Below are 1376 nucleotides of genomic sequence, written 5' to 3'. Positions count from 1 at the left end.
TTACCTTCGGCACGCGGCTTACCAACATCACCCGCCACCTCGCGACCCGCGACGTCGACGCGGCTCTGCGCGCGGCCGGGGCCGAGGCGCAGGACTGGCAGGGGGGCACCCGTATCGGCCAGTGCCTGCACGACTTCAACCGCGACTGGTCGCGCCGGGTCATGGGGCAGGGTGCGGTGGTGCTCCTGATCACCGACGGGCTCGACCGTGACGACGCCAAGGCGCTGGAGCGCGAGATCGAGCGGCTGCACCTGTCGTCGCGGCGGCTGATCTGGCTCAACCCTCTGCTGCGCTGGGACGGGTTCGCGCCCAAGGCCAAGGGCATCCGCGCCATGCTGCCCCACGTCGACAGCTTCCGCGCCGGCCACTCGATCCAGTCGCTCGAGCAGCTGGCCGAGGCGATCTCGCGTCCCGACGACGCGGGCGAAAAGCAGCGGCTCTTGGACGCGCTCTGAGGCCCTCCTGCGCCTGGCCCCGCGTCGCGGGCGGCAATTTCCTGCCTATATTTTGAACAAAATCTGTCTGAGCGCGTTTCTGTCCGGATCGCCGCAGCCATTGCGGCACGGAGGAAAGGACCGAGAATGCGCACGACCAAACCGTTTCTGAGAACCACCACCGCCCTGGTGCTGATGGCGAGCCTCGCGCTGCCCGCAGCGGCGCAATCGCTGTCGGGCATGAAGCAGAAGGAGATCATGGACGGGGCGCTGGCGGGGACGGTCGATCTCGGATTCGACACCTCCGGCATGACCCGCGGCCAGATCCGTTCGCGCATCGTCGAGGTCGCCTCGCAATGCGCCACGGGTGAGGCGGCTGACGGCGTCGACTGCGCTGTCGTGGCCCAGATCCCCCAGAAGCTGACCCAGGCGAAAGGCGAAGACGCCGCCGCAGCCAAGGCGGCGACCCCCAGCGGAGCGCCCGCAGCCGACCGCGCCGACGCCCCGGACGCGGCCCCGGCGGATGCGCCCGCCGCGCAGGCGGAGGCATCCGAGCCGGCCCAGGCCGCCGCGGAGCAGGCCGCAGACCAGGCGGAGCCCACTGAGAAGGCCACCAAGAAGCAGAAGCAGGCCGACGCCAAGGCCGAGAAGAAGGCTGCCAAGAAGGAGCAGCAGGCAGAGGCCAAGGCCAAGAAGGCCGAGAAGGCCGGTCAGCAGGCCGCCGCGGACACTCCGTCCGAGGATGACCTTGCCAAGGCGCTCGCCGCGCAGGAGACCGCCGACCAGAGCGCCAAGGCGGCCGACAGCTCCGAGCCCGTAGCGGGCCCGGAGACCACGGCGCAGGATGCAGCCCCGGCCCCGAAGACCACGGCAGAGGCACCCGCCGAAACGCCCGACACCACCGCCGAGGCGCCGAGCGCCGCGCCGGAGACGACGGCTGAC

General features: G+C 70.9%; 1 protein-coding gene and 1 pseudogene. Both read left to right on the top strand.

The genetic code is table 11. From position 1 onward, the window contains the following. On the top strand, positions 1-455 hold a 455-nt coding region (locus tag HC022_RS26595; protein ID WP_167454382.1), incomplete at its 5' end, for a VWA domain-containing protein. A 126-nt stretch (positions 456-581) separates the two neighbouring features. Next, a pseudogene (locus tag HC022_RS26590) lies at positions 582-1376 on the top strand (hypothetical protein); the annotation flags it as partial.

The organism is Salipiger sp. HF18 (assembly GCF_011806505.1).
Taxonomy (GTDB): Bacteria; Pseudomonadota; Alphaproteobacteria; order Rhodobacterales; family Rhodobacteraceae; genus Salipiger; species Salipiger thiooxidans.
Note: the sequence above shows the minus strand (reverse complement) of the source record. Positions and strands in the feature narration are given on the sequence as shown.